22 protein-coding genes and 1 pseudogene are annotated in these 22,937 nt (G+C 68.9%); 16 read left to right on the top strand and 7 right to left on the bottom strand.

What is annotated here, in order from left to right; genetic code table 11:
- Positions 1–45 precede the first annotated feature (45 nt).
- Together ACFVVM_RS12290 and ACFVVM_RS12285 are read left to right on the top strand one after the other, a co-directional pair.
- Complete coding sequence (locus ACFVVM_RS12290) at positions 46–777, top strand: PaaX domain-containing protein, C- domain protein (RefSeq protein WP_387616576.1); 732 nt, start codon at positions 46–48, stop codon at positions 775–777.
- A 39-nt stretch (positions 778–816) separates the two neighbouring features.
- Entirely contained in the window at positions 817–1,959 is a 1,143-nt protein-coding gene (locus ACFVVM_RS12285; RefSeq protein WP_387616574.1) for a N(5)-(carboxyethyl)ornithine synthase, read from the top strand.
- 62 nt (positions 1,960–2,021) lie between these two features.
- Here ACFVVM_RS12285 and ACFVVM_RS12280 read toward each other — a convergent pair whose 3' ends face one another.
- Positions 2,022–2,948, bottom strand: coding sequence for a TetR family transcriptional regulator (locus tag ACFVVM_RS12280; RefSeq protein ID WP_387616572.1), 927 nt, complete (start codon positions 2,946–2,948; stop codon positions 2,022–2,024).
- A gap of 130 nt (positions 2,949–3,078) precedes the next feature.
- Here ACFVVM_RS12280 and ACFVVM_RS12275 point away from each other — a divergent pair, with 130 nt between their 5' ends.
- From ACFVVM_RS12275 to ACFVVM_RS12255, 5 genes are all read left to right on the top strand, one after another.
- Positions 3,079–4,287 (top strand): acyl-CoA dehydrogenase family protein, encoded by a 1,209-nt coding sequence (locus ACFVVM_RS12275; RefSeq protein WP_387616570.1) that lies wholly within the window; start codon positions 3,079–3,081, stop codon positions 4,285–4,287.
- Positions 4,284–5,306, top strand: coding sequence for a phosphotransferase family protein (locus tag ACFVVM_RS12270; protein ID WP_387616568.1), 1,023 nt, complete (start codon positions 4,284–4,286; stop codon positions 5,304–5,306). Before ACFVVM_RS12275 ends, ACFVVM_RS12270 begins: the two co-directional genes overlap by 4 nt.
- Positions 5,303–6,046, top strand: coding sequence for an SDR family NAD(P)-dependent oxidoreductase (locus ACFVVM_RS12265; protein WP_387616566.1), 744 nt, complete (start codon positions 5,303–5,305; stop codon positions 6,044–6,046). Before ACFVVM_RS12270 ends, ACFVVM_RS12265 begins: the two co-directional genes overlap by 4 nt.
- 149 nt (positions 6,047–6,195) lie before the next feature.
- Entirely contained in the window at positions 6,196–6,951 is a 756-nt protein-coding gene (locus ACFVVM_RS12260; protein ID WP_387616564.1) for an AraC family transcriptional regulator, read from the top strand.
- 43 nt (positions 6,952–6,994) lie between these two features.
- A complete protein-coding gene (locus ACFVVM_RS12255) occupies positions 6,995–7,897 on the top strand; it encodes a sterol desaturase family protein (protein WP_387616562.1) in 903 nt (300 codons plus the stop codon).
- Here ACFVVM_RS12255 and ACFVVM_RS12250 read toward each other — a convergent pair.
- Entirely contained in the window at positions 7,852–8,700 is an 849-nt protein-coding gene (locus ACFVVM_RS12250) for an SDR family NAD(P)-dependent oxidoreductase (RefSeq protein WP_387616560.1), read from the bottom strand. The two genes, ACFVVM_RS12255 and ACFVVM_RS12250, sit on opposite strands and share 46 nt — an antisense overlap.
- 57 nt (positions 8,701–8,757) lie before the next feature.
- Here ACFVVM_RS12250 and ACFVVM_RS12245 point away from each other — a divergent pair, with 57 nt between their 5' ends.
- Positions 8,758–9,738, top strand: coding sequence for an alpha/beta fold hydrolase (locus ACFVVM_RS12245; protein WP_387616558.1), 981 nt, complete (start codon positions 8,758–8,760; stop codon positions 9,736–9,738).
- Positions 9,739–9,784: 46 nt separating this feature from the next.
- Here ACFVVM_RS12245 and ACFVVM_RS12240 read toward each other — a convergent pair.
- Positions 9,785–9,946 (bottom strand): annotated as a pseudogene (locus ACFVVM_RS12240) (ArsR/SmtB family transcription factor); the annotation flags it as partial.
- 163 nt (positions 9,947–10,109) lie between these two features.
- Between ACFVVM_RS12240 and ACFVVM_RS12235 the strand changes: the two are divergent.
- From ACFVVM_RS12235 to ACFVVM_RS12220, 4 genes are read left to right on the top strand one after another with little or no spacing between them, the layout of a single operon-like run.
- Positions 10,110–12,317, top strand: a complete 2,208-nt coding sequence (locus ACFVVM_RS12235) for an MMPL family transporter (protein ID WP_387616556.1) — start codon at positions 10,110–10,112, stop codon at positions 12,315–12,317.
- Positions 12,314–13,096, top strand: a complete 783-nt coding sequence (locus tag ACFVVM_RS12230; RefSeq protein WP_387616553.1) for a methyltransferase domain-containing protein — start codon at positions 12,314–12,316, stop codon at positions 13,094–13,096. Before ACFVVM_RS12235 ends, ACFVVM_RS12230 begins: the two co-directional genes overlap by 4 nt.
- A 51-nt stretch (positions 13,097–13,147) precedes the next feature.
- Positions 13,148–13,657 carry a pyridoxamine 5'-phosphate oxidase family protein gene (locus tag ACFVVM_RS12225; RefSeq protein ID WP_387616551.1) on the top strand — a complete coding sequence of 170 codons (510 nt, stop codon included), beginning with the start codon at positions 13,148–13,150 and terminating at the stop codon, positions 13,655–13,657.
- Between the two features lie 5 nt (positions 13,658–13,662).
- A complete protein-coding gene (locus ACFVVM_RS12220; protein WP_387616549.1) occupies positions 13,663–14,208 on the top strand; it encodes an AAA family ATPase in 546 nt (181 codons plus the stop codon).
- Positions 14,209–14,211: 3 nt separating this feature from the next.
- Here ACFVVM_RS12220 and ACFVVM_RS12215 read toward each other — a convergent pair whose 3' ends face one another.
- The 3 genes from ACFVVM_RS12215 to ACFVVM_RS12205 form a co-directional block, all read right to left on the bottom strand.
- On the bottom strand, positions 14,212–16,209 hold the full coding sequence (locus tag ACFVVM_RS12215; protein WP_387616547.1) for a hypothetical protein: 1,998 nt from the start codon (positions 16,207–16,209) through the stop codon (positions 14,212–14,214).
- Positions 16,210–16,247: 38 nt separating this feature from the next.
- Entirely contained in the window at positions 16,248–17,288 is a 1,041-nt protein-coding gene (locus tag ACFVVM_RS12210; RefSeq protein ID WP_387616846.1) for an acetyl-CoA carboxylase biotin carboxylase subunit family protein, read from the bottom strand.
- Between the two features lie 308 nt (positions 17,289–17,596).
- The gene (locus tag ACFVVM_RS12205; protein WP_387616545.1) at positions 17,597–18,637 is read right to left on the bottom strand and encodes an LLM class flavin-dependent oxidoreductase; all 1,041 of its coding nucleotides are present in this window, start codon (positions 18,635–18,637) and stop codon (positions 17,597–17,599) included.
- A 166-nt stretch (positions 18,638–18,803) separates the two neighbouring features.
- Between ACFVVM_RS12205 and ACFVVM_RS12200 the strand changes: the two genes are divergently transcribed.
- Positions 18,804–19,229, top strand: a complete 426-nt coding sequence (locus tag ACFVVM_RS12200) for a DUF779 domain-containing protein (RefSeq protein WP_387616543.1) — start codon at positions 18,804–18,806, stop codon at positions 19,227–19,229.
- A 1-nt stretch (position 19,230) separates the two neighbouring features.
- Here the strand turns inward: ACFVVM_RS12200 and ACFVVM_RS12195 are convergent, their stop codons facing one another.
- Positions 19,231–19,665 carry a hypothetical protein gene (locus ACFVVM_RS12195; RefSeq protein ID WP_387616541.1) on the bottom strand — a complete coding sequence of 145 codons (435 nt, stop codon included), beginning with the start codon at positions 19,663–19,665 and terminating at the stop codon, positions 19,231–19,233.
- A gap of 214 nt (positions 19,666–19,879) precedes the next feature.
- Between ACFVVM_RS12195 and ACFVVM_RS12190 the strand changes: the two genes are divergently transcribed.
- From ACFVVM_RS12190 to ACFVVM_RS12180, 3 genes are all read left to right on the top strand, one after another.
- Entirely contained in the window at positions 19,880–21,571 is a 1,692-nt protein-coding gene (locus tag ACFVVM_RS12190; protein ID WP_387616539.1) for an alpha/beta hydrolase, read from the top strand.
- Between the two features lie 31 nt (positions 21,572–21,602).
- On the top strand, positions 21,603–21,839 hold the full coding sequence (locus ACFVVM_RS12185; RefSeq protein WP_387616537.1) for a hypothetical protein: 237 nt from the start codon (positions 21,603–21,605) through the stop codon (positions 21,837–21,839).
- A gap of 146 nt (positions 21,840–21,985) precedes the next feature.
- Entirely contained in the window at positions 21,986–22,921 is a 936-nt protein-coding gene (locus tag ACFVVM_RS12180; protein WP_387616535.1) for a TauD/TfdA dioxygenase family protein, read from the top strand.
- Positions 22,922–22,937 lie beyond the last annotated feature (16 nt).

Here is a 22,937-nt window from a genome sequence, read left to right as displayed (position 1 = left end):
GATATTCGACGAGCGTGGCAATAGTGAAATATGTAGACTCGACCCGTGAAATCCGCTGTGACCGGCCTCGACGCGGACATCCGCCCCGTGTCGGCCCGCTCGGCGCTGATCCGCATCCTCATCGCGGCCGATTCCCCGACCATGACCGCGCGCGAGATCTGCGCCGCCACCACCGCCGTCGGCTACCCGGAGGCCACCGTCCGGGTAGCGGTCTCCCGGATGGTCGCCGCCGGTGACCTGCTGCGCGAACGCCGTGCCTACACCCTCACACCCGGCCTGCGCGCGCGCCGCACCGAACTCGCCGCCCCGCACACTGTGACATGGAACGGCGACTGGGAGCAGGTGCTCGTCACCGCCACCGGCCGCCCCGCCGCCGATCGCGCCGCCCTGCGCACCACGCTGCTCTCGCTGCGCCTCGCCGAACTCCGCGAGGGTGTCTGGATGCGCCCCGCCAACCTCGTGCGTGCCTGGCCGAGCGGCCTCGACGACACCACCTACCGATTGCGCACCCACCCCGTCGACGACGCCGTAGCGCTCACCCGCCGCCTCTGGCCGCTCGACGAGTGGTCCGCCCGCGCCCGCACCCTGCTCGACGCCATCGACAACCCCGACACCACCGCCAAGTTCGCCGCGGTCTGCGCCGGACTCGACCACCTCACCACCGACCCGGTGCTGCCCGCCGAACTCCGGCCCACCGAATGGCCCACCGACCTGCTGCGCACCACGACCGCCGCCTACCTCACCTGGTTTCGCGAGCTGGGGCAGCAGGTCCGATAGGCACCGGTCAGCCGCGTAGGCTGGGTCGGTGAAGCAACTGTGAAAGACCTGACCGTCGGCGTCGTCGCGACCTCCCGCAAGGAAAACGAACACCGTTTGGCCGTCCATCCGGCCCATCTGGACCGCATCGACCCCGGACTGCGCGGGCGGATCTTCCTCGAACACGGCTACGGCGAACGCTTCGGCTACACCGACGAGATCCTCGCCCCGCTGGTCGCCGGGCATCGCACCCGCGAAGAGCTGTTCGCCGAATGCGATGTGCTGCTGCTGGCCAAGCCGCTGGCCGAAGACCTCGAACAGATGCGCCCCGGCACGATCGTGTGGGGCTGGCCGCACTGCGTGCAGGACGCGCGCATCACCCAGCTCGCCGTCGACCGCGAGCTGACGCTGATCGCCTGGGAGGCGATGAACCACTGGACCAGCTCCGGCGCCTTCAGCGTGCACGTCTTCCACAAGAACAACGAGCTCGCCGGATACTGCTCTGTTCTGCAAGCGCTCCAATTACGCGGTGTCACCGGGGATTACGGCCGACGCATGCGCGCCGCGGTGATCAGTTTCGGCGCCACCGCGCGCGGCGCGGTGCGGGGGCTCTCGGCGCTCGGGATCAGTGACGTGACCGTGCTGACCCAGCGCAGTGTCTCGGCGGTCGCCTCGCCGTTCGCCTCGGTCCGGATGCAGCACTTCCAGCGCGATCCGGCCGATCCCGGCCGCACCCTGGCGTTGAAGGCCCCCGAGCCGGGACCGCTGGCCGAGGTGCTGGCCAACTATGACGTGATCGTGAACTGCATGTTCCAGGACACCGAGGAGCCGTTGACCTTCGTCACCAACGACGATCTCGACTTGTTTCCGCGCGGAACGCTTTTCGTCGACGTGTCCTGCGACGAGGGAATGGGCTTCGAATGGTCACGGCCCACCTCGTTCGCGGACCCGATGTTCACCGTCGGCGACGACCTGCACTACTACGGTGTCGACCACAGCCCGTCGTATCTGTGGAACTCGGCCACCTGGGAGAACTCCGAAGCACTGCTGGAGTACCTGCCGATCGTGCTGGGTGGTCCGGAGGCGTGGGACGGTGACGAGACGATTCGTCGCGCCATCGAGATCCTCGCCGGGCGGATCCAGAATCCGCGCATCCTGTCGTTCCAGGGGCGCGCTCCCGAATACCCGTACGCGGTCGCGTAGGTAGTCCACGCGCTGGTATCGGGCGCGGTGCCGGGAGTGGTTCCGGCGCCGCGCCCGCGGTGTCAGCGAAGGCCGAGCAAGCCGAGGGCGAAGTCGGCGTATTCGGTGGCGATCTGCTCGGGGGAGGCGGGCCCGTCGAGCCGGAACCACTGCGGCAGTGCGGTGCACATCGTCGCGATGGCGCGGCCCGCTGCTCGGGCGTGGTCGGTCGGTAGGCGCGCCTCGGTGAGGGCGATGTCGATGTCGTCGTCGAGCAGGTATTGGATCTCGTTGCGTGAGTGGGTGATCCGGCGACGGTTCGAGGGTTCGAGGCTGCGCATCTCGCTCGCGCCGATGAAGGCGAGTTCGCGGCGGTGGGTGTGGAACAGTGCGAGCGCTTCGACTGTGCGGATCACCCGGTCGCGGCCGGTCGCGGCGTCGCGGCGGGCCGCGCGCACGCGCTGGTGCAGCTCGTCCATGGTCAGGTCGAGCGCACGGACCAGCAGTTCCTGTTTGTCGCGGTAGTGGTGGTAGACGCCGGGCACGCTCATGCCCGCGCGCCGGGCGATGGAGCGCATGGTGGCGCCGTGATAGCCGGTCTCGACGAACGAGGCGATGGCGGCGGCGAGTACGGGGTCGATGTCGAGCGTGGGGAATTCGCGCCACGCGGACGACGGGTCGGTCCGGTGATCGGACTCGGTCTCGCGGGAACCGGGCGCGCCGGAGGTTGTTGCGTTGGACTCGGTGGCGTGCGAGGTGGTCGTGTATGGGCGGCGCGGGGATGTGCGGGTGGCGTCCTGCTCGCCGATCAGCCAGGGCACTGTGGTGCCGAGTTCGGCGGCCAGGGTCTTGAGGCGGGGGACCGAGACTCCGGTCCGGCCGTTCTCCACGGCGCTGAGCGTGGCGGGGCTGACGCCGATCCGCCGGGCCGTCTCCCGCAGCGACAGGCCCGCTGCCGTCCGGGCGTCCCGCACCCGCGCCCCCAGCTGTCGCTGCTCCGATGCTTCCATGATGTTCAGGATAGCTGAACGTCTGGCGCTGACGGAATGGCGTTGTTGACAGGGATTGTCCAGTCATGCCACTGTCGAGGCAGTTCATTGCCGAGCGATCGTTCGGCATCCGCGAGCGAGGAGTGTCACCGTGGCGATCGATCTGTCCCACCCCGCCGAGGTGCGGGAGTTGGCCGAGCGCACTCGCGCGTTCATTCGCGAACAGGTGCTCCCGATCGAGGACGAGCACGACGGGAACATCACCGCCGCCGGTGGCGAGAAGCTGCGCCTCGAGCTGCAGGCGGCCGCCCGTGACGCCGGTGTCTTCGCGCCCCACGCCCCGGTCGAATACGGCGGCCACGGACTCGGCATGTCCGATCGCGCCCCGGTCTTCGAGGAGGCGGGCTACTCCCTGTTCGGTCCCACGGCGCTCAACATCGCCGCGCCGGACGAGGGCAATGTGCACATGCTGGCCCACATCGCCGACCCGGAGCAGAAGCAGCAGTTCCTCGAACCGCTCGCCCGGGGCGAGGTGCGCTCGGCCTTCGCCATGACCGAACCCGCCCCCGGCGCAGGCTCGGACCCCTCCGCGCTGACCACCCGCGCCGTGCGCGCCGAGGGCGGCTGGCGGATCACCGGCCACAAATGGTTCATCACCGGCGCCGACGGGGCGGGCTTCTTCATCATCATGGCCCGCACCTCCGGCGAACCCGGCGAGCGCGGCGGCGCCACGATGTTCCTCGCCCCGGCCGACACCCCCGGCCTGCGCGTCGGCCGCCACATCGACACCGTGGACAAGTCGATGATCGGCGGCCACTGCGAGGTCTTCTTCGAGGACCTGCTCGTCCCGGAGTCGGCGGTGCTCGGTGAGGTCGACCGCGGCTTCGACTACGCCCAGGTGCGGCTCGGACCCGCCCGGATGACCCATGTGATGCGCTGGCTGGGTGCCGCCCGCCGCGGTCACGACGTCGCGGTGGCGCACGTGGCGCAGCGCCGCGGATTCGGTTCGCGCCTCGGCGATCTGGGCATGGTCCAGCAGATGATCGCCGACAACGAGATCGACATCGCGGCCACCCGCGCGCTGCTGACCCGCGCCTGCTGGGAACTCGATCGCGGCGAACCGGCCGCGAACGCCACCTCCATCGCGAAAACCTATGCCGCCGAGGCGATCTTCCGCATCGTCGACCGCAGTACCCAGATGTGCGGTGGTCTCGGTGTCGCCGCCGATCTGCCGCTGGCGCGGCTGGCGCGGGAGGTGCGTCCGTTCCGGATCTACGACGGACCCTCCGAGGTGCACCGGTGGGCCATCGCCAAGCGCGCGGTGAGCGCGGCCAAGCGGGCGCAGCGGGACGCCGAATGAGTCTGCCCGGCATGGACATCGACGCGCTGGGACGGTTCCTGCGCGAACAAGTTGTCGAGGTGCGTGGCGACCTGCGGGTCGAGCTGATCAGCGGCGGCCGGTCGAATCTCACCTATGTGGCCGCCGATGACGTCTCGCGCTGGGTGGTGCGCCGCCCGCCCGTCGCCGGGCTCACCCCGTCGGCACACGACATGGCGCGCGAGTTCACCGTCACCGCCGCACTGTGGGAATCCACTGTGCCGGTGGCGAAGACGATCGCCTTCGACGCGACGGGATCGACCCTCGGCGCGCCGATGACCGTCGTCGAATTCGTCGACGGGACCGTGATCCGCGACCAAGACGACCTCGCCACCCTGGACGACGACCAGGTGCGCGCCACCGCCGACGAGCTGGTGCGGGTGCTCGCCCGGCTGCACGCGGTCGATCCGGCGGCGATCGGGCTGGCGGAGTTCGGGCGGCCGCACGGGTTCGTCGCCCGGCAGGTGAAACTGTGGGCGTCGCAATGGGATCGGGTGAAGACCCGCGACCTGCCCGATGTGGCGACCCTGCACACGGCGCTGCTCGAGGCGGTGCCGCGGGAATCGTCGGCCTCGATCGTGCACGGCGACTTCCGCATCGACAACACCATTCTCGACACCGCCGACCCGAGCCGGGTGCGTGCCGTGGTCGACTGGGAACTGTCCACCCTCGGCGACCCGCTCACCGATGTCGCCCTCATGTGCGTCTACCGGTCACCGGTCTTCGACCTCGTACTCGGCTCGCGCGCCGCCTGGACCAGCGACCGGATGCCGACCGCCGACGCACTCGCGCAGACCTACGCCACCGCCGCCGGTCGCGACCTCGGTGACTGGGGCTTCTATCTCGCGCTGGCCAACTTCAAGCTCGGCGTCATCGGCGAGGGCATCACGCACCGGGCCAGGCAGGGCTCCGACGCGGGCGCCGCGGCCGAACGCGCGGCCGAGGCGACGCCGGAGTTCATGGCGGCGGGCCTGCGCGCGCTGAAGGGAGACCGGACATGACCGAAACCAGGACCGCGCTGATCAGTGGTGCCTCGCGTGGCATCGGGCTTGGTATCGCGAATCAACTTGCCCAGCAGGGATATTCGCTCACCATCACCGCTCGTGACGCGGTGCGGCTCGACGCGGTTGCGGTCGACCTGCGGGCCGCCGGTGCACCCGAGGTGGTCACGGTCGCCGCGGACATGGCGGACGAGGACGGTGTCGGCCGGGTGCTCGGCGCGCACGCCGACCGCTTCGCGTCGATGTCGGCGCTGGTCCTCAATGCGGGCGTCGGCACCGCGGGTACGTTCGCGGAGTCCTCGATGCGGCGCTTCGACAAGACCTTCGCGGTGAATGTGCGCGCACCGGTGCAGCTGATCCAGGGCGCCCTGCCCCTGCTGCGTGCCGGAGCCGCCGCCGAACCCGAGCGTGGTGCGAAGGTGATCGCCCTGGCTTCCATCGCCGGGGTGTACGCCGAAGCCGGACTCTCGGTGTACGGCGCCGCCAAGGCGGCACTGATCTCGTTGCTGGCCACGCTCAACGCCGAGGAATCGACCCACGGTGTCACCGCGACCTCGATCGCGCCGGGCTATGTCGACACCGAGATGAGCGCCTGGATCCACGACCGGATTCCGCCCGACCGCATGATCGCGGTGAACGATGTGGTCGAGATGGTCGATTCGCTGCTGCGGCTGTCGGCGCGGGCCGTGGTCCCGAACATCGTGATGTCCCGCGCGGGGTCGGACGCCTATCGGGCGTGAGTCGTCGGGTGAACCGATTGCCACGCGAGGGGGCAGACGCTTATCGGCGCGACTGTCGCGGCAGTGCGTGCGAAGAAGTGCCGTACCGCGCGACTGCAGGCGCGCTTGGATGGACGCGCGCCGGGCGTCCTCGAGTACCGTTCCTGACCGTGACCGCACCACACCTCCCCGATGACGCCACCCGATCGCGGTGGCGCGGTGGTGTGGTGGTCGGACCAGGGTTGATGGCTTTCACCGGTCGGATCGGGGACGCACCCGCGCATGCGCACGCGGGGGTGCAGGTGCTGTTCGTCGCGCGCGGCCGGATCGTCCTGCGGGATGCGGAGGGTGGGGAGGCCGTTGCCGAGATGGCGATCATTCCGCCCGGTGTCGGGCACGAGGTGCGGGCCGATCCGGACACCATCGGGTTCGTCGCCTACTTGGACCCGGACGGTCTCACCGCCCGGGCGGCCCTGCGGCGCTTCGCCGGGCTGTCCACCGGCCGGGCCGAGAGCTGGGTGGCCGCCGCCCAGCCGCGCCCACCCGCGAATCCGCTCGACCTGCCCGCCGGCAATGTGCGTAGCACCCATCCCGCGGTCGCCGACGCCCTGCGCATCGCGACCGGCTACGAAGGTGGACCGCCCACCCTCGTGGAATTGGCCGCACGCGTGGGGATCTCGCCGAGCCGCCTGTCCCATGTCTTCGCGACCGAGGTCGGGCTGCCGTACGCGGCGTGGCGGCGCTGGACCCGGTTGCAGCTGGGGCTGGGCGTGGTCGGGTCCGGCGGGTCGCTGACCGAGGCCGCGCACGCGGTGGGATTCGCCGACAGCGCCCACCTCACCCGCACCTGCCGGGAGTTGATGGGGCTGACGCCGACCGAGGTGCTGATCGCGATCGGCTGGCGCCCTGACCCACAGGTCAGCTGATTTCTACAAGCCCGCGCCGCGGTGTCGGGGCGAGGCTGAATCCATGTCCACCTTCTTCGCCCCGCTCGTCCGCTACGGCTACGCGCCGTTCATGCTGCTCGGCGTCAACGGCACCGGGATCGTCCTGGCCGCGGCCGGTGCGCCCAAGTTCTGGCTGCTGGCACTGCTGATCCTCGCGATCGCGGTGTCGTTCGTCGTCGAGCGCGTCCTGCCCTATCAGGACAGCTGGAACACCTCCCAGGGCGACCTCGGCCGCGACACCGCGCACACCTTCGTCAACGAAACCCTGATCCTGGTCAGCGTCGGCGTGATTCCCCTGCTGGCCGCGGTGATTCCCGGTGACGGGATCTGGCCGGGCGACTGGCCGTTCGTCGTGCAGGTGCTGATCGCGATCCTGTTCGCCGACTTCGGCATCACCCTGACCCACTACGCCAGCCACAAGATCGGAGTGCTGTGGCGGTTCCACGCGGTGCACCACAGCGTCACCCGGTTCTACGGTCTCAACGGGCTGATGAAGCATCCCGTGCACCAGACAGTCGAGATGGCGGTCGGCGTGACTCCGCTTCTGCTCCTCGGTATTCCGGTCCCGGTGGCGGCGGCGATGTCGCTGGCCGTCGCGGTGCAGTTGCTGCTGCAACACTCCAATGCCGACTACCACGTCGGCCCGTTCAAATACGTCCTCGCCCTCAACGAAGGCCACCGCTTCCACCACCTCAAATGGGCGGGCATCGGCGATGTCAACTTCGGCCTGTTCACCCTCATCTGGGACCACCTGCTGCGCACCTACAGCTACGACCCCGGTCGCCGCTTCACCACCGCCGACCTCGGCATGGCCGCGAAACCGGACTACCCGGTCACCTATCTCGCCCAACTGGCCGAGCCGTTCAAACCGGTCGCGCCTCAGTCCGCGCGCGGCACCCGACCGTCGACATCGGTGAAGCCGTAGGCCTCGGCCAGATCGGCGACCTTCCATGCTTTCCCGGTGCGCGCCAGCCGATCCGGGTCCGCCGCCAGCGCCACCACGGCGCGGCCGGGGAAGCGCGGGGTCTCGGCGGTGGCGAGGTCGAAGGTGCCCTCGCCGGGCAGGGTCACCTGGCGGCGGCCCTGCGCGTCGGCCGGAACCAGTTGCAGCAGTTCGGTGTCGACGATGCCCGGCCAGATCGAGACCGCGGTTGCGCCGGTGCCGTCGAGGTCGTGCGCGAAATCGGCGGTGAGCCGGTCCAGCGCGGTCTTGCCGACGCCGTAGACGGCATTGTGCATGTACCGCTGGGAGCCGGGGGAGGACACGTTGACGATCAGCCCCGCCGACTCGATCAGCAGCGGTGCGGCCAGCACACCGGCCACATAGTGCGAGCGGACACCCACGTCGAAGGTCTCGTCCCACGCCTTCGCGGGCACCTCCCAGAACTTGCGGCCGAGCCAGCGGGCGGCGGCGGGGGAGTTGTAGACATTGTTCACCAGCACGTCGAGACGGCCCTGCTCGTCGCGCACCTGCGCGAACAGCTTCTCGACCGCGGCGTCGTCGCGGTGATCGCAGACCACCGCCACACCGTGTCCGCCCAGCTCGGTGATCTCGGCGGCGGTGTCGTGCACGGTGCCGGGGAGCCTGCCGGGCGTGGTGGTGCGCCCGGTGACATACACCGTCGCTCCGGCCGTACCCAGCTCGAGGGCGATGCCCTTGCCGATGCCGCGGCTGGCGCCGGTGACGACCGCGACCCGCCCGGTGAGAATTTTGGGTGTTCCGCTCATGACCTCAGGACACTACCGTGAAAATAGGAACACGTTCTAGATTTCTTGGAGGCGGCAGTGGAACTGACCCATCGATTCCTCGACACCGGCGGCGTCCGCATGCACATCGCCGAGCAAGGGCAGGGGTACCCGGTCGTCTTCTGTCACGGGTTCCCGCACACCTCGTTCATCTGGCACCGGCAGTTGGCGGCGGTGGCCGCGGCCGGGTTCCGGGCCATCGCGCCCGACCTGCGCGGCTACGGGCAAACCGACGCGCCCGAGGACATCGCGGCCTACACCAACGAGGCCGTGATCGGCGATCTGCTGGCCCTGCTCGACGACATCGGCGCCGAGAAGGCCGTCTTCGTCGGTCTGGATTTCGGCGCCCAGCTCGTCTGGGAACTGTCGCTGCGTGCCCCTGAACGCGTGGAAGCCCTTGTGGTGCTGAACAATCCGTTCGCCCCGCGCCCGCCCCGCCCGCCGTCGGCGTTCTGGACCAAGGCGGCGCAGCGGCACTTCCTGCACCTGTCCTACTTCCAGGAGCCCGGCGTGGCCGATACCGAGCTGGCCGCGAACCCCCGCGACTTCCTGGCGCGCGTCTACTACTCGCTCTCCGGCGACTACCACTACCTCGACACCTGGAAGAACCCGCCGGGGCTCGGCTACCTCGACGTCCTCCCGCAGGCGCCCGCCCTGCCGTGGTCCTGGCTCAGTGAAGGCGAATTCGACACTCTGGCAGCGGATTTCGAACGCACCGGCTTCACCGGCGGGCTGAACTGGTACCGCAATCTCGACCGTAACTGGGAACTCACCGCGGACTTCGCCGACGCCACGGTGGGAGTGCCGACCTACTTCCTCTACGGCGAGAACGATCCCGACATGGAAGGCTTCAGCGGCCGCGACCCCCTCGCCACCCTGCGCGCCAACGTCACCGATCTCCGTGCGGTGGAGAAGGTTCCGGGCGCGGGCCACCTGGTGCACCTCGAACGCACCGAGGCGGTCGACACCTTCCTGCTGGCCGCCCTCGGGGAACTCGTGCCCTCGACCGTCGGCCAGTAGCCCAGGAACCCTTCGGCATTGCCGCGGCCGAGCACGGCCGTCGGGTGACCAGTCCGGCCCTGGCCAGTGTCTGCAGATGCTTGGTGGTCTGTGGTTGCCGCAGACCGGTCAGCTCCGCCGGCTCGCCGACCGACCGTGGCCGCTCGGCGAGCAACTCGACGATGCGCCATCGCGCACCGTCCCCGAGTGCGGAAACCGCGCTCGACATGGGAACTTCTGGCGTAGCGGTACTTTCGGTGGGAGGCACAGCGGTGTGGACCACGGAAAGGACGCGGCCTCTTGGAGATCGGCGCGGCATTCTCATCGAATCTCTTGGTCGACGTACGTGGTGAACCTCCCCACGTGACCCGGCACGGCCGGGAGGCGGTCTAGTGTTCGCGCGCTGGGGAGAACTCGTCCACCGGTTCCGGTTCGGCGTGCTCGGCATCGTCGTGGCGGCGCTGCTGGCACTCGGTGGGTACGGCTTCGGTCTGCAGGACCAGCTCACTTCCGGCGGGATGGACGATCCCGGGTCGGAATCGGCGCTGGCGGCCCGGCTGGCGGACGCGGCGTTCGGCCGTAATCATGATCTCGACGTGGTCGTCCTCTACACCGCGCCGCCCGGAAAGACCGTCGACGACCCGGAATTCGCTCGCCGGATCGTCGAGAACCTCAACAGCCTGCCCCGCGACTACCCGGGGGTGATCGCGGGTGTCAACGGCGCCTACTGGCCCACCGAGACCGGCCGGGCCAGCGGCACACCGTTCGCGACGCCCGACCGCACCCGTGCCGTCGCCGCGGTCGCCCTCGTCGGTGACGACGACACCGAGATGCTGCGCAGCAACCGAAAGGCGCAGGACGCCTTCGCCATTCCCGGTATCGACGTGCAGGTGGCCGGTCTGCAACCGGTGGTCGGCACGCTCAACGACACCCTGGCCGACGACATCCGGCGGATGGAATTCCTGGCCTTCCCGGTGGTCGCGCTGCTGCTGTTCTTCATCTTCGGCGGTGTCGTCGCCGCCGCGCTGCCGCTGATCGTCGGTGGGCTGACGATGATCGGCGCCAGTGGGATCGTGCGCACGTTCACCTACGTCACCGAGGTGAATTCCTTTGTGGCGCCGGTCGTCTCGATGATCGGCGCGGGACTGGCCATCGACTACGGGTTGTTCATCGTCAGCCGGTTCCGCGAAGAACTCGCCGCCGGGCACTCGACCGAGGCGGCGGTGCGGCGCACCATGACGACGGCCGGGCGCACCGTGGTGTTCTCCGCGACGATGATCATCGCCAGCGCGGGCGGGCTGCTGCTGTTTCCGCAGGGCTTCCTGAAATCGATCGCCTACGGCGCCATCGCGACCGTCTCGCTGGCCGCGCTCGCCGCGATCACCCTGCTGCCCGCGATGCTGGCCGTCCTCGGGCCGCGGGTGGACATGTGGGGGATCGCGCGGCTGCGCAAGACCAAGACCGCGCAGGAGGTGGAGGACGGTTTCTGGGGGCGGTCCGCGCAGTGGGTGATGCGGCATCCGGTGAAGGTCGGCGGCGCGCTGTGCATCGTGCTGCTGCTGTTGATCCTGCCCGCGCGCAATCTCGAGTTCGGTGGCCTCAGTGAGCGATATCTGCCGCCGGACAACGACACTCGCCTCGCCCAGGAGCAGATCGACGCCGCCTTCCCCAACCGCAGGTCCGATCCGATCGAACTGGTCTTCGTCGGTGCCGACAGCGTCGCGGTCGGCACCGCGTGGAAATCGGCCAATGCCGCGCCCGGGCTGGCCGCGCCGTTCGAGGTGCCGTCGCGATCCAGCGTCGATTCGACGGTCTACCGCACCAAGGCCACGCTGGCGGACTTCGACGCCGCGGACGCGACGATCGACTACCTGCGATCGATCGACCCACCCGATGGGGTGCGCATGCTCGTCGGCGGCATGCCCGCCATCCAGAAGGACAGCCTCGACGCCCTGCTGAACCGCATGCCGCTCATGATCGCGCTGGTCCTGCTGGTCACCACGCTGCTGATGTTCCTCACCTTCGGCTCGCTGATCCTGCCGCTCAAGGCCGCCCTCATGAGCGCGCTCGGTCTCGGCTCGACCCTGGGCATCCTCACCTGGATCTTCATCGACGGCCACGGTGCCGGCCTGCTGAACTTCACCCCGCAACCCATCCAGGCCAACATGCTGGTGATGATCATCGCGATCATCTACGGCCTGTCCACCGACTACGAGGTCTTCCTGCTCTCGCGCATGGTCGAAGCCAGAGCGCGGGGCGCGACCACCACCGAGGCGGTCCGCGTCGGCACCGCCCACACCGGCCGCATCATCACCGCCGCGGCCCTGATCCTGCTGGTCGTCACCGGCGCCTTCGCCTTCTCCGACCTGGTGCTCATGCAATACGTCGCCTACGGCATGATCGCCGCCCTGATCATCGACGCCACCGTCCTGCGCATGCTCCTGGTCCCCGCCGCCATGAAACTGCTCGGCGACGACTGCTGGTGGGCCCCCGCCTGGATGAAATCCCTCCACCGCCGCATCGGCTTCGGCGAACCCGTCCTCACCGACGACCACCCCGACCCACCACCCCGCCTCGAGAAAGTTGGTGCCCTGCGATGAGTGAGTCGACTGTCTTCGACGAGGGGCTCGCGCCGTTGCGGCAGTGGCAGGCCAGCCCCTGGGGACGGCTGCGGTACACCACCGCGTTCGCGAACCTGGCCACCCGGCTGCCGCCCGGCCCACTCGACATCCTCGACATCGGCGGTGGCAACGGACTGGACGCCGTCGAGCTCGCCGCCGCGGGCCATCGGGTGACGATCGTCGACTTCTCCGAGCAGTCACTCGCCGAAGCGCGGGCGATCGCGGAAGACCGTGGCCTCGCCGAGCGCATCACGACGCAGTGCGCCGGAATCGACGATGTCGCAGACGAATTCGGACCGAGCTGCTTCGACGTACTGCTCTGCCACAACGTGATCCAGTATCTGCCCGACCCGGCTGCCTCGATCGCGGCCGCGCTGGCGGTCCTGCGCCCGGCCGGTCTCGTGTCGGTGATCGCGCCCAACGCGGATGCCGACCCGCTGTTGAGCGCGGTGCGCAACCATGACCTCGACGGTGCCTTGGACATGCTCGACGCTCCTACCCGCTACACCGTCGCCTACGACACCGAGACCCGCGCCTGCTATCCGGACCGCGTCCGGACCGAGCTCGCCGGTATCGGGCTCGAGGTCGTCGGGCGCTTCGGGATCCGGACCGTGTGCGACTACATCGTCGACGACGAGGCGAAAGCCGATCCGGAGTTCTATCGCAAGCTCGAACGACTGGAGCTCGCCCTGGCCGGTCGTGTGCCGTATCTCTTCACCGCGCGTTTCTTCCACTTCGTCGCGGCCCGGAGCGATTAGTTTCGGGGTGCGAGGCGGTCTGTACAGGTATCCGGCCAGGAAGGGAGCGTCATGCACATCGAATCGACCAATTTGGACATCTACGGCAATGAGCCGCTGCCGTGGGCGCGGGCCCGGGAGGGGTTGGCGGGGTTCGCGGCGGGGCCGGGGGCTCCGGTGTTCCTGAGTACGAGTCGGCCGGATGGGCGCCCGCACACCGCGGGGGTCGGGGCGATCTGGTTGGACGATGGTGTGTATTTCGTCAGTGGGCCGTCCACGCGCAAGTCGCGCAATCTCGTGGCCAATCCGGCGTGTACGGTCGCGTTCCTGCTCGACGGGATCGACCTCGTCATCGATGGCACCGCCGCCGTGGTCACCGATCCGGAGACCTTGGAGCGGATCGCGGCGCGCTATCGCGATGCCGGGTGGTCGGCGACCGTCGAGGGCGCGGCGTTCACGGCGCCGTTCAGTGCTCCGAGCGCGGGACCGCCGCCGTGGAACCTGCACTTCGTCACCCCGCATACCGTGGTGGGTGTGGCGACGGCCGAGCCGCACGGCGCGACCCGCTGGCGGCTCAGTTGACCGAAGTGAATCCACCTCTGCACCAGGCGATCATCCTCATCACCGGGATTCAGGCGGCGGGCAAATCGACCATCGCGCAACTACTGGCGGAACGGTTGCCGCGATCGGTGCACGTGCGCGGTGATCTGTTCCGCCGCATGGTGATCAACGGCCGCGCCGACATGACCCCCGACCCGTCCGAGGAGGCGATCCGGCAACTACGTCTGCGACACCGGCTGACCGCCATGACCTGCGACGAGTACTTCCAGGCAGGCTTCACCGTGCTCGCCCAGGACGTGATCCTCGGCGACCACCTCACCGAAATGGTCGAACTCATCCGCCACCGCCCCCTGCTGATCGTCGTCCTCGCCCCACACCCCGCCGCGATCGCCGACCGCGAAGCCGCCCGCGGCAAGGACGCCTACGACCAGTGGACCATCGACCTGCTCGACCGAGGCCTGCGCGAGGAGACTCCCCGCCTCGGCCTCTGGCTCGACACCTCCGACCAGACCCCGGAAGAAACCGTCGAGACAATCCTGACCCGCGCATGGACCGAAGCCGCCGTGGGGTGATCGTCAGTTGTCGGTGACCGGTTCCGCGGGTAGGCGGTCGGCGCCCCAGCTGCGGCGGATGTAGCCGAAGACGCGGTCGAGTTCTGCCTGGTCGACGGCTGCTGATTCGCCGGGTTCCAGGGGGTCGAAGTGGAAGATGTAGAGGCGCGAGGCGAACTGTTCGAAGGGGAGGGAGGCTTCGCCGAAGCGCTCGCCGTGGCCGGCGGTGCCGACGACGACGCCGTCACCCCAGTCCTGGCCGCTGTCGTTGTTGGGGTTGTAGAAGTAGACCCGCATCTTCGATTCGGGGTCGAGGTTGACGCGCAGCACCGTGATCGCGTGCCAGCCGACGAAGCGGGCCGCGCTGTCGGTGATCGCGATGCCGGCCGGTTGGGGGTGGATCACCGGCTGGTTGCCGTTGTAGAAGGGGTGATAGCCGGCGTAGAAGTGGCGCTGGAAATCCTCGAGGTCGGTCAGTCGGCCGGTGGCCACGTCGACGTTGATCCGGAAGCCCCGCCCGGACCACCAGCCGTGGAACTCGGGGTTGATCCAGCGGTGCGGATCGCCCTCGCGGCCGACGCACCGCTGCCCCATCTCCGCGTAGATCCGGTCCAGGTGCGGAACCACCAGCAGCGACACCGGGTCCAGATCGGTGTGTAGTGCGGTCGAGACGCCCGCGCCGCTTTCGCGCGAGGAAATCGGCTGTCCCTCGAAGTGCATGACGATCTCGTCGTCGCGCGCCGCCCAGACCACCGTCTGCAGCAGGTAGTCGGGGTCGTTATAGGCCCACATCGACAGTGCCCGCGCCGATTGGCAGGTGGGATTGTCGCCCTGCCCGATTCCCAGCGGCAGCCCGAGCACCGAGAGCACCCCCGACAGCAACCACGCCCGCGCGGTCGGCGCGGGCCCGAAAACCTGGGTCAGCCGCTGCTGCGAATGCGGCGAAAGGCGCAGCGCGAGTTGACGCCACAGCGCGGGAGCGACCGGCGGCTGATAGAGGATGCCGCGTTCGAGCATCAGCGTGAGTCCGTAGATGCACTGGGCCGTTTCGACGTGCACGGCCTGCTCGATCAGACTGCGCACCAGTTCGTGATAGCAGAGCAGGCTGTCGCGGCCGGTGCTGGACAGGCCCATCGCCTCGCCGAGCAGGTACTCGCCCTTCCCGAGCAGAAACCGCAGCAGCACAGCGTGATACGGCGACACCAGGCCGGTGTCGTGCATGGAGCGCGCGAATCCGGTCGCCTCGTACTGCAAGGCGCTGTCGTCCATCGACTCCACGCGCGTGCGGTAGATCTCGACCCCGGGGTCCTCCCTGCACCCTTCGGTGGTGCCGTAGAGACTGCTGATCAGCCGGTCGGCCCCGAGCCCGCTGGCGCCCAGATCGACGTCCGGATTGGCGCGGGCGACCGCGATCTGGGTGATCATCCGTTTGACCGAATCGACCTGGATGGGCCGCTGCCGCAGAATGCGCCAGATCTCGTCGACCAGGTTCTCGAGCACCTTCTCGTACCCGATCTCGGTGACGAGGTAGTGCAGCAGCTCGCGCGAGACCTCCGCCATCCGCCCCTGCTGGACGCGTTCGGCCTCGGTGGGCGGGGTGAACAGCAGGGTCAGATTGACCGCGAGCACCTGCGACAGATGCTCGGTGGCCTGCTCGGCGGAGATCATCGGATGCTGGTGCTCACCCTTGGCCACCGCGAGCAGCCGCAGATCGCTCACCGCCTCCAACACCACGGTGTCGGCATTGGCGCTGCGCAGCGAGCCGGTGCTCAGCGCCGGGATGAGAATCTGCGGTTGCGCCCAATCCGTCCCGAGGAACAGGCCAGCGGCCTCGAGGTCCGCCGCGCGTGCGCGCACCGCGGCGGACCCGCCCGGGAGCAACAGCACGCGCCGCAGTGCGTCCATGACCCGGGGAAGTTTGACCTGCTTCCCGAAATCGCTTGCCGCCGAGAGGGACCGCGCGGCGTGATCCAGCGTGGCGACCCGCCTGTCGAGAGTCGCCGCACCGCTGTGTGGGCTCAATCGCCGATCCTCTCGTGCACCATCGCTGTCGCCGCCGATCAAACGTAGAAGTCGAGCTCTTCTTGTCGCTTCAGCAGATCCCGCAGAGTGTAGGGGTCCTCGCCGAAGAAGTAGAGCAGACCCCAGTGGTTCCCGAACGCGGTGCGTTTGGTGACCTTTTCGGCCATGGGCGCGGTCAGTTCGTGTGAGTCGAAGTAGTCGTGATCCTCGGTCTCCGACGGCACCGACAGCTGACTGACCACGCGCCGGCGCGGATATACCCCGAAACAGCCCGCGTGACCGGTGGCGTCCACCACTTCCTTCGGGAAGAATTCGTCGATCTCCGCGTCGGTCGTCTTCGGGTCGAAGGCCAGGACCAGGGCGTGGTAGGCGTTGAATCCGTAGGTCCGTTCGAGCAGCTCGAAAACCTTGAACCCGGGCGGACGGTAGGCGACCTCGCCGAAATACATCTCACCGTCGCTGGTGACGAAGTATTCGGGGTGGATGAAGCCGAATTCGATGTCGAAGGTCTTGATCAGTTTCTCGACCTGCCGGGTGATCTCGGGCCGGTATTTCTCCAGTTCCGGCGTCGCCGGTACGAAGACCGAGTAGCCGAGCGTCACGTACTCCGAGATGTTCAGGAAGCAGATGCGGCCGTTGTGCACCCAGGCCTCGACCGCGAACTCCCACCCGTCCAGGTGCGATTCCATCAGCACCGGGAATTCCTCGTCGGGGATCGTGTCGATCTCGTCGGGGGTCCGGATGACCCGGTGCCCGAGGCAGCCCGCCTTGTCGAACGCCTTGACGTGGATCGGATCGTTGGGATCACCGTCGAGTTTCAGCAGGGTCTGGTTGACCCGCTTCAGGAAGCGGATCACATCGTCGCGTTCGTGGGCTTCCTCGAAGATGCCCACCCGGATACCGCCGAGTTGCGCGCGTCGCTTCATCAGCGACTTGTCGCGCAGCAGCATGGCCTGTCCGAGCAGGCGGGGATTGTCGAGCAGGACGGAGTTGATCGCCCCCGCCCATTCCACCGTCTCCTCGAAGATCGGTATGGCGACATCCACGCCCTTTTCCTTCAGCGTCTCCGCGATCTCCATCGACCGGTCGTTGAGCCGCTCGAAATTCCATGGAATATAGGGGATGTCGTGTGCTGTGCAGTAATCGCTCGCCCACTCCGGGGCGACCACTATGTAGCGCCGATCGAAACGATCGATGGCTTCGACGGCGTTCAAACTCCACCCGAGCAGAGCGATATATCCTTTATCGGGGTTTCGACTTTTCGATTCGTCGGCTGAAATCGGCAAACCTCATCCCTTCTCGACCAACAACCCAGATGTCGGGATCCGGAACGGATCACCACAGGCTGCCATTACCGAGAAGTACCCGGGTCGACCACCGCCAACCATTACAGAGCTGTGACCGGGTGGATCGTCGAGCCCGACGAGACGGCGTCCAGGCCGACGAGGCGGGCGAGGCGCCGGTGCGCGTCGAGGCGGGCGGATCGGTCGAAAGTGCTGGTGTGTACGAGGATCTCGTCGGCGCCGGTCTGCCGGGTCAACTGTTCCAGCGCCGCCGCGACCTCGTGTTCGGTGCCGTGGATCTGGTCGCGCAGTGCCTGCTCGAACAGCCCGCGCTGGCGGTCGGTCATGGTGACGGCGTCGACCTCGGCGGGGGAGCGGAGCGGCGGGAACTCGCCGTGTGTGCGCGAGTAGGCGCTCGACCACGCCTCGGGCAGCAGCAGGCGGTGCGCCTGCTCGGTGGTGTCGGCGATCAGCACGGTCGCCGACACGATGACGTAGGGGCGTTCGGCCCGCGCGGACGGCCGGAACTCGGTGCGGTAGCGCTCGATCGCCGCCACCATGGCATCGCGCCCCCCGATCGGGGCGATGACCAGCGGCAGCCCGAACCGTGCCGCCCGCTGCGCACCCGAACCGGTGGCCAGCAGGAAGGTGGGCAGGTCGAGGCCCTCGGCCGATCTGGCGTGCACCCCGTGCCTGCCGGAGTCGAGGTAGTCGAGCAGCTCGGCCAGGCCGGTGTCGAAGTCCTCGGCGTCGTCGCGTCCGTGCGCCAGGGCCCGGCGCACGCCGTCGGTGAACCCGACCGACCGGCCGACACCCAGGTCGACGCGCCCGGGGAACAGCGCGCCGAGCACCCCGAACTGTTCGGCGACGACGAGCGGCTGATGATTGGGCAGCATCACCCCGCCGGTGCCCACCCGGATCCGGTCGGTGGCGGCCGCGACCGCCGCCGCCAGCACGGTCGGCGCGGTTCCGGCGACGCCCGGCACACTGTGGTGCTCGGCGACCCAGAACCGGTGGAAACCCCACCGCTCGGCCAGCACCGCGAACTCGACCGTCTCGCGCAGCGCGTCGGCGTGATCCTGTCCGCGCCGCACCCGGGAGCGGTCGAGGATCGAGAAGCGGACGGTGCCGAGTGCCGTGGTCATACCTGTTGTCAACGCTCTCGGCGCGGATGGATTCCGCGCGCTGACCGGCCGCGGTGAATTGTTGCGATCTTCGCAAGATTCGACGAGCACCAACCCTGAACCAACCTTGCGCCACCATAGTGTCCTGCGAACCCGACCAACGTCGAGAACCTGCCAGGAGTGCACCATGCTTCACCACGCCGGGTCCGCACAGCGCGAACGACATCTCAACGGCCGCAAACTGGATCATCGCCACCGCGCGGTCGCCACCAGCGACGATGCCCGCCACGTCCTGCAACTGCTCAACGCCATGCACGGACCGGTCGTGCTGTACCTGCCCGCCGATGCCGACGGGTACACCCCGATCTGCGTGCGGCGCAGTGATTTCCGTCCCGAGCCCGGTGACATCCTCGCCGGGCAGACCGCCTGGCACACCGAGTTCTGGATGGCGGACCGGTTCCACGTGGGGCTCGACGACATCGACGTGAGCGTCGATGTGCGCACTCGCCCCGGCGACGAACCGGGGACCTCGTCGCTGGAGACCGCGTGCGGCTTCCGCTTCGCGCTGCGCATCCACCGCGCCGAGGACGAACTCGTCGAGGAGGCCTCCTAGCTCACACCACGCTGTGCACCAGCACCAGCACGCCGCCGGCCAGCAGCGCGGCGACCTTGCCGACCTCGAGGGCGATGTAGACGTAGTGGCTGTGTGAGCGCGGCGCGTCGAGTCCGGCCAGGACCGCGTCGCTGCGGCGGGTGAGTCGTGGGCGCACGCCGACGAGCTGGGCGGCGAGCGCGACGACGGCCACCGCCAGTGCCGTCGTCGCGGCCGTGCCGGGCGCGTCGACCACGACGGCGACGAGAATCACCGCGGCGAGCAGGATTTCGGCGCCGTTGAGGGCACGGAACACGAGTCTGCCGATGCCGAGACCGATCGGCACGGTGACCCCGGGTGCCCGAAACTTCAGCGGTGCTTCCAGGAACGAGATCGCCAGCACCATCCCGAGCCAGCAGAATGTCGCCGCGGTGATGACGGCCCATGCGGTGGTCATCACCCCAGGATTCCGTATCGCAGGGTTCGTTGTCTGCCCGCCGATCACAATTCAGGGCCCGACTGCGGCAAATCCGGTTCCGTCGCGGGCCGCGGTCGTATAGTTCACGAACCCTGGTTCGGTGACCTGCGGAGCTGACCGGATTCAGGCGAACGTGCAGCACCTGGATGCGATGCGTCCGGTGGTTCGTCGGTCGGAACAGCAAGGGACACAGATGATTTCGACGCCTGGAGACTCCGGACCCAGCGAGCCCGGCTCGACGCGCGCGGCGAGGTCGCCGTCGAAGCGAGATGGTGGATTCAGCTTCAGTGGCCTGATCGGCGCGCTGGTGCTGGTGTGGTTGTCGTTGACCCCCTCGCTGCTGCCGCGCGGACCGCTGTTCCAGGGCGTCGTCTCCGGGGCGGCCGCCCTCGTCGGCTACGGCATCGGTGTCGCGGTCGCCGCGCTGATCCGATGGGCATGGCAGCGCGACTTCGCACCGGTGAACCGCTGGCTGCGCTGGGGACTCGCGGTCGTCGCCGTGCTGGGGACGGTCGCCGTGCTGATCTGGTACGCCGGGTGGCAGAACGAACTGCGCACGCTGATGGGCGTGGCCGGGCTGTCGTGGTCGGCCTATCCGATCATGGCGGTGATCGGGGTGCTCGTCTTCCTGATCCTGCTCGTGATCGCCCGCGTGTGCCGGGCCTCGTCGCGATGGGTCGGCGCGCTGCTCGGCCGGGTCCTGCCCGCTCGGGTCGGCACGCTGCTGGGTGGCGTCGTGGTGGTGGCGGTGGTGATCGCGCTGGTCAACGGAGTGGTCGCCAGTGCGGCGATGGCGGTGCTCAACACGACGTTCAAGGCCGTCAACCAGGAGACCTCCGCGGACACGCCCGAACCCGGGATACCCGAACGCTCCGGCGGTCCCGGCTCGCTGGTGACCTGGGACTCGCTCGGCCGTCAGGGACGGATCTTCGTCGCCAACGGCCCCACCGCCGAAGAACTGAGCGCGTTCAGCGGGCGCCCGGCCCGCACCCCGATTCGCGTCTACACCGGGCTCGAATCCGCCGAGAACATCAGGGCCGAAGCCGATCTCGCCGTCGCCGAGCTGCGCCGGGCGGGCGGATTCGAGCGGGCCGTGCTCGGCGTGGCGACCACCACCGGGACCGGATGGATCAACGAATCCACCGCTGCCGCTGTGGAATACCTGGCCAACGGGGACAGCGCCCTGGTCAGCATGCAGTACTCCTTCCTGCCGAGCTGGCTGTCGTTCGTCGTCGACCAGGAACGGGCCCGCCAGGCCGGTCAGGCGCTGTTCGAGGCGGTGCACGCCGTGTGGGACACGCTGCCGCCGCAGCAACGGCCGAAACTGGTGGTCTTCGGGGAGAGCCTGGGTTCCTTCGGCGGTGAGGCCGCCTTCGCGAGCGTGCAGGACATGGCCGCGCGCACCGACGGCGCGCTGTTCGTCGGTCCCACCGCCACCAACCCGGTGTGGCGCGACGCCACCGCGCGCCGCGATCCCGGCTCACCGCAGTGGCTGCCGATCTACCGGGACGGGCAGACCGTGCGGTTCGCCGCCGGTGCGCCCGACCTCGCCCGGCCGGACGCGCCGTGGCCACCGGCGCGCGTGGTCTACCTCCAGCACGCCTCCGACCCGATCACCTGGTGGACACCGCAGCTGCTGTTCCAGAAGCCGGACTGGCTGAGCGAGGAACGCGGCCCGGACGTGCTATCGAGCACCCGCTGGATTCCCGTGGTGACCTTCCTTCAGGTCTCCGCCGACATGGCCGTCTCGATCGACGTGCCCGACGGCCACGGCCACACCTTCCAGGCCGCCATCGCCGACGCCTGGGCGGCCATCCTGTCCCCACCCGACTGGACCCCCGCCGACACCGAACGACTGCGCGCCGTCCTGCGCGGCGAGGAGTGACCCCACCACCCCATCGATGAGAGGAATCCCGATGAACAACGGCGAAGTGAAGAAACCGTCCCTGCTCGCGCGCGTCTCGCCGACCCAGTGGGTCGCGATCGGGTTGGCCGTCCTGGCCGTCGTCTTCGTCCTGGAGAACCGGGCGAAAGTCTCCGTCGAGATCCTGCTGATCACCGTCCAGTCCCCGATGTGGCTCATCCTGCTGGCCATGTTCGTCATCGGCTGGATCACCGGCGTCCTCACCACCCGCCGCCGCGCCCGCCGCTGACGCGGACGAACACCGGATACGGGCCCTGAGCACGGCTTGACGTGCCGTTGCCGATTCGGCTCAGGGTGAATTCAATGCTGGTCGCGGTGGGGTCGGGGATGGTTTCGTGTGACCAGATCGTCCTGGTTCGAGCGAAAGGCCACCGTATGTCCGTCGATGACGCAGCCGTCCCCGGGACCGCCGTGCGGGTGGTCAAGCTCGGAGCGCACATCGGTGCCCGGATCGAGGGTGTCCGGCTCGGCGGCGATCTCGACGAGCGCACGGTGGCCACCGTGCGGGCCGCGCTCAACGAGCACAAGGTGATCTTCTTCCGCGATCAGCACCACCTCACCGAGGACGGGCAGTACGAGTTCGCCGAGTTGCTCGGCAACCCGACGACTCCGCACCCGACCGTCACCTCGGCGGGCGCCAAGAGCCTGGCCATCGACTCGCACCAGACCCGCTCCAATGTCTGGCACACCGACGTCACCTTCGTCGACCGCGTCCCCAGCGCCTCGATCCTGCGCGCGGTCGCCCTGCCCAGCTACGGCGGCTCCACCACCTGGGCCTCGACCGTCGCCGCCTACAACGCGCTGCCCGCGCCGCTCAAGCTGCTGGCCGAGAACCTGCGCGCCCGCCACACCAATCGCTACGACTACGCCGCCGACATCGAGGACCGCCCCGACGAGAGCGACCGCGCCTACCGCAGCGAGTTCGAGTCCACCTACTTCGAGACCGAGCACCCCGTCGTCGAGGTGCACCCCGAAACCGGCGAGCGCGCGCTGCTGCTCGGCTGCTTCGTGAAGGAGATCGTCGGCCTCTCGGGCAACGAGTCGCGGGCGCTGTTCCGGCTGTTCCAGGACCGGGTGACCCGCCTCGAGCACACCACCCGCTGGGACTGGTCGCTCGGCGATGTCGCCATCTGGGACAACCGCGCCACCCAGCACTACGCCGTGGACGACTACGACGGCAGCGAGCACCGCAGGCTCACCCGGATCACCCTGGCCGGCGAGATCCCGGTCGGCGTCGACGGCTCGACGAGCACGGTGATCTCCGGCGACGCCGAGCCCTACGTGAGCGCCCCGCTGAAGCGCGCGGCCTAGGAATTGACCGCCACCG

Origin of the sequence: Nocardia sp. NPDC058176 (assembly GCF_042883805.1) — a bacterium.
Taxonomy (GTDB): Bacteria; Actinomycetota; Actinomycetes; order Mycobacteriales; family Mycobacteriaceae; genus Nocardia.
This window is presented reverse-complemented; position numbering and strand designations above follow the sequence as displayed.